4 protein-coding genes and 1 pseudogene are annotated in these 3,630 nt (G+C 51.0%); all 5 read right to left on the bottom strand.

The window, feature by feature from the left end:
• On the bottom strand, positions 1–435 hold a 435-nt coding region (locus ACJHWT_RS25125), incomplete at its 3' end, for a tail assembly protein (protein ID WP_410232377.1).
• Positions 432–1,175, bottom strand: a complete 744-nt coding sequence (locus tag ACJHWT_RS25120) for a C40 family peptidase (RefSeq protein WP_065203506.1) — start codon at positions 1,173–1,175, stop codon at positions 432–434. The genes ACJHWT_RS25120 and ACJHWT_RS25125, both read right to left, overlap by 4 nt.
• A gap of 5 nt (positions 1,176–1,180) precedes the next feature.
• Positions 1,181–1,879 carry a phage minor tail protein L gene (locus ACJHWT_RS25115; RefSeq protein ID WP_065203505.1) on the bottom strand — a complete coding sequence of 233 codons (699 nt, stop codon included), beginning with the start codon at positions 1,877–1,879 and terminating at the stop codon, positions 1,181–1,183.
• Positions 1,879–2,217 (bottom strand): phage tail protein, encoded by a 339-nt coding sequence (locus ACJHWT_RS25110; protein ID WP_000024051.1) that lies wholly within the window; start codon positions 2,215–2,217, stop codon positions 1,879–1,881. Before ACJHWT_RS25110 ends, ACJHWT_RS25115 begins: the two co-directional genes overlap by 1 nt.
• Positions 2,210–3,523 (bottom strand): annotated as a pseudogene (locus tag ACJHWT_RS25105) (phage tail tape measure protein); the annotation flags it as partial. The gene ACJHWT_RS25110 and the pseudogene ACJHWT_RS25105, both read right to left, overlap by 8 nt.
• Positions 3,524–3,630: the final 107 nt, after the last annotated feature.

Here is a 3,630-nt window from a genome sequence, read left to right as displayed (position 1 = left end):
GCCCTGGGCAACCATGTTATCCAGTGAGGAGAAATAGGTGTTCTGCTTACCGTTATCCGTTGTCTGTGTACGGGGAGTTCTGGCTTTCGGTGCCAGCATCTGCGCCACACCGCCCAGGATCATACTGGCCCCTGCCGCATACATACCCGATACAGCCGTGGCCCCCAGCCAGCCCACAGGGTTCCACCATGCAACCGCAATCAGCGCCGCCCCCAGCACTGCCTGAAAAATACCGCCACTTTTAGCACCCGCCGGACGCGGTACGATGTGGATCACGGCACCATTTTCCAGCGGCTCATTAAGACGGGCAGACAATTCAGTTTCACCTGCATCACGCCCGGCAATGCGTACCTGGTACCAGCCGTCGCTCAGTTTCTGACGAAACGCCGGGAGCTGTGTGGCCAGTGCCCGGATGGCTTCAGCCCCCGTTTTCACACGAAGGTCGATGCGGCGGCCAAATCGTTGTAAATCCCCGTAAAGGCAGATGCGTGCCATGCCCGGTGACGCCAGAGGGAGTGTGTGCGTCGCTGCCATTTGTCGGTGTACCTCTCTCGTTTGCTCAGTTGTTCAGGAATATGGTGCAGCAGCTCGCTGTCACCACAGTAAATGGCGGCATGATTCGGCACCGATGAACCAAAACAGCACAGCAGCACATCGCCCGGCTGCGCCGCTGACAACGGCACCTGATACAGCCCTGTGGCCTCCAGATTATCCAGATAGAGATTCTGACCGTTACGCCACCAGTCATCCCCGCGATGAAAATCCGGCATCTCAATTCCCGCCAGATGGTAAGCGTCCCGGAACAGCGTGTAACAGTCCGTTACCCCGTGCTCAAAGCGCCGCCCGGTGAGATGCGGCACACAGCGGAATTTATGAATCGCCCCCCGGCAGACCAGCCACCACGGCAAATCACTCTGTACCTGCAGCCGCCGGTCGGCCTCACTCAGCCAGGGCAGACCACCGGGGTGGCTGTGGACCAGCGCCACAATCTCTCCCTGCATTTCTGCACTCAGCCAGTCCTCCGGCGACATCCGGAAATACTCCTCCGGCTCACCGGAGATATTCACGCAGGGAAAATATCTTTCCTCCTCCGGCGTTCTCACCACGAAGCCGCACGACTCCGCTGGCGCACATCGCCGGGCGTGCGCCAGAATCGCTGATTCTGTCTCTGTCATGGGATTTACTGCGAAAGTTTGTTAATGGAAAGGAAGCTGCCAAAGTTGCCGACATTATTGCGAAACTTACAGCCACTCAGGCATTTGCTGCATTTATCCTTCGTGATATCGGACGTCGGCTGGTCATATTCATCCGCGACCGCCGGACCGCTATAACCGCACTCATCGCCGCGATAGGTCCAGGTGCAGGTGTTGGCCAGCATGATACGTCCCGGAAAAACAGCGCCATCCGTTTCCGTCGGCGTGGACAGTACAAAAGAGGCACTGACCGCGCTCAGTTCGCTGTACTGCTCGATGCGCCAGCGGCTGATCACCTCCTGCTCCGGATCGGCTTCGCTGTTTCCGTTGACGAAGTTCACCGCATCCAGAAAGCGGGCGTAAACCTTACGCCGGACCACCGTTCCGCCGACCAGACTCTGCAGATCTTCCGCCATCCCGGTGATCATGCCGTGCAGGTTAGAGACCGTCAGTGTCGGACGGGCAGCACTGCCCTTGCCGTTCATCTCAAATCCACTCCCCTGAATGGGATAGGCCTGATACTGCCGACTCTGCCAGGTGACAGACTCACCTTTTTCGTTCTGCTCATTACAGAAAAAGTAACGATCCCCGCCTACCTCGGTCAGGTCGATTTCCCAGAGCACCACGCTGGCCGACTGCTCCGCACGAATGCATTCATTCAGCGTTTCCTGTTGTATGTCCTGCATCAGATCACCACTTCGTCAAACTGACACGAAAAATCGGTATAGGTGATATGTTCTGTCGCTGACCACGTTCGACACACCACTCTGATTTTTCTGTTAATACCCGGCGGGCGCCAAAAAAAAGATTTATAGCCTTCATGCCGGGCTAAAAATTTTTCAAATGAATCACGTTCATTCGCCTCAACTTTGAAATCACAGGTGAAAACGCGCAGAGAATGATTAAGTCCATTTGGACTTCGTTGCTCATAACCATCGCCAAATCTTACAGTTTTTATCGATGGTTTATTTTCTGTTTTCATTCCATCCTCTGGTAACCAGTGAAATTCTTCCGTATTAGCCACTTAATATTCCCCCATCACGTCGCATATTTAACAGATTGCCCTGCACCCGCTGATCAACCATCCCCATAAGTGCTTTTATTGCCTGAGGGCCAATCTCTCCATTCTGGCCGTCATTTTGAATAGTGATTTGGTATACAGGGGCATAGGTAATATCTCCGCCTCCATTACCACTTTTACTATTAATAGCTCTGACACCAAGAGAACCATCGGAAGTTCGTGTTAATGGCATAATGGCTTCCGGTCCAGCCTCACCAAAAACACCAGCCCCTTTTGCAAAAGCAAAAAATTGCGGGGAATCATAAATACCGTTCGAATACGTGCTCAATGACGGAGACTCATAAACACCGCCCTTTGCATTCGGAATAAATTTACGAATAGCACTCCCGATAGTTCCTAAAATCCCCCCAGAAGAACTGTTACTAATGCTGTCGAAAATCCCAGTAATTGAAGCCTTTAATGCCATTCGACTAAGATCCGAAATCACGGAAGTAGCGAAAGAACGAAAATTTGCCTTGCCTGTCGTGACAAAATCACCCAGCGCATCGGTCATCCCATCAAACATCTGAGTCGTGGTTGATTTTATCTGCTCACTGATATCCTTAGTGTCATCCAGCCAGTTATTGAATCCCTGGGAGGCACCACTAACCCAGTCTCCTGCCTGAATATCGAGCTGCTCGTTTTTCTGTCTGACAATTTCTTTTTCCCGTTCCAGAGCATCATTCAGAGCCTGCATTTTCTCTTGAAAAACATGATCTGACATTCCACGGGATTTATCTGCATAGTCACGTTCAAGTTGCAGACGCTGATTGTTATATCCATGTTCAATCCGCAGTAATTCCTGCTGGCGTTGCTGATTTTTATCGCCAACCCCATAACCAGCAATCTGAATATCATACCCCTGCTGACGATTATCAATCGAAGCCTGCAATGAATCACGCCATGCTGTTATTTCGGCGGATTCCTTGATTAGCCTGTTATTCTTTTCAATCGCAACATTTTTCTCCATCAACGCGGTTATTTCTTCCCGGTGTAAGAGAAGCGATTTCTGATCCTGGGTTAATTTCGATGATGGTCGTGACTCTAGGTCGGCAATCCGCTGACGCCACTTAACCAGTTCCTGTTCAGAGGAACTTAATTTAACGGTCAACTCAGCTTGTGAACTTAGTAACGCATTCTGTTGATTCAGATGATCAATCATTCGTTGGGCTGCATCATCAGAATAACCTTTCGCCTTTGGTTGCTTTGGATCTTTATAACGCTCATTTATTTGAGCGATAAGATTATTATATTCTTCCTTTGAATACTGAACCGCCCCGGAAATCCTGGAGACTAAACTCCCTGAGAAAGAGGTAAACAGGATGACTAAAAATACTCGTTTTTCCCCCGAAGTCCGTCAGCGGGCGATTCGTATGG

Origin of the sequence: Escherichia sp. WS338 (genome assembly GCF_046486405.1) — a bacterium.
Taxonomy (GTDB): domain Bacteria; phylum Pseudomonadota; class Gammaproteobacteria; order Enterobacterales; family Enterobacteriaceae; genus Escherichia; species Escherichia coli.
This window is presented reverse-complemented; position numbering and strand designations above follow the sequence as displayed.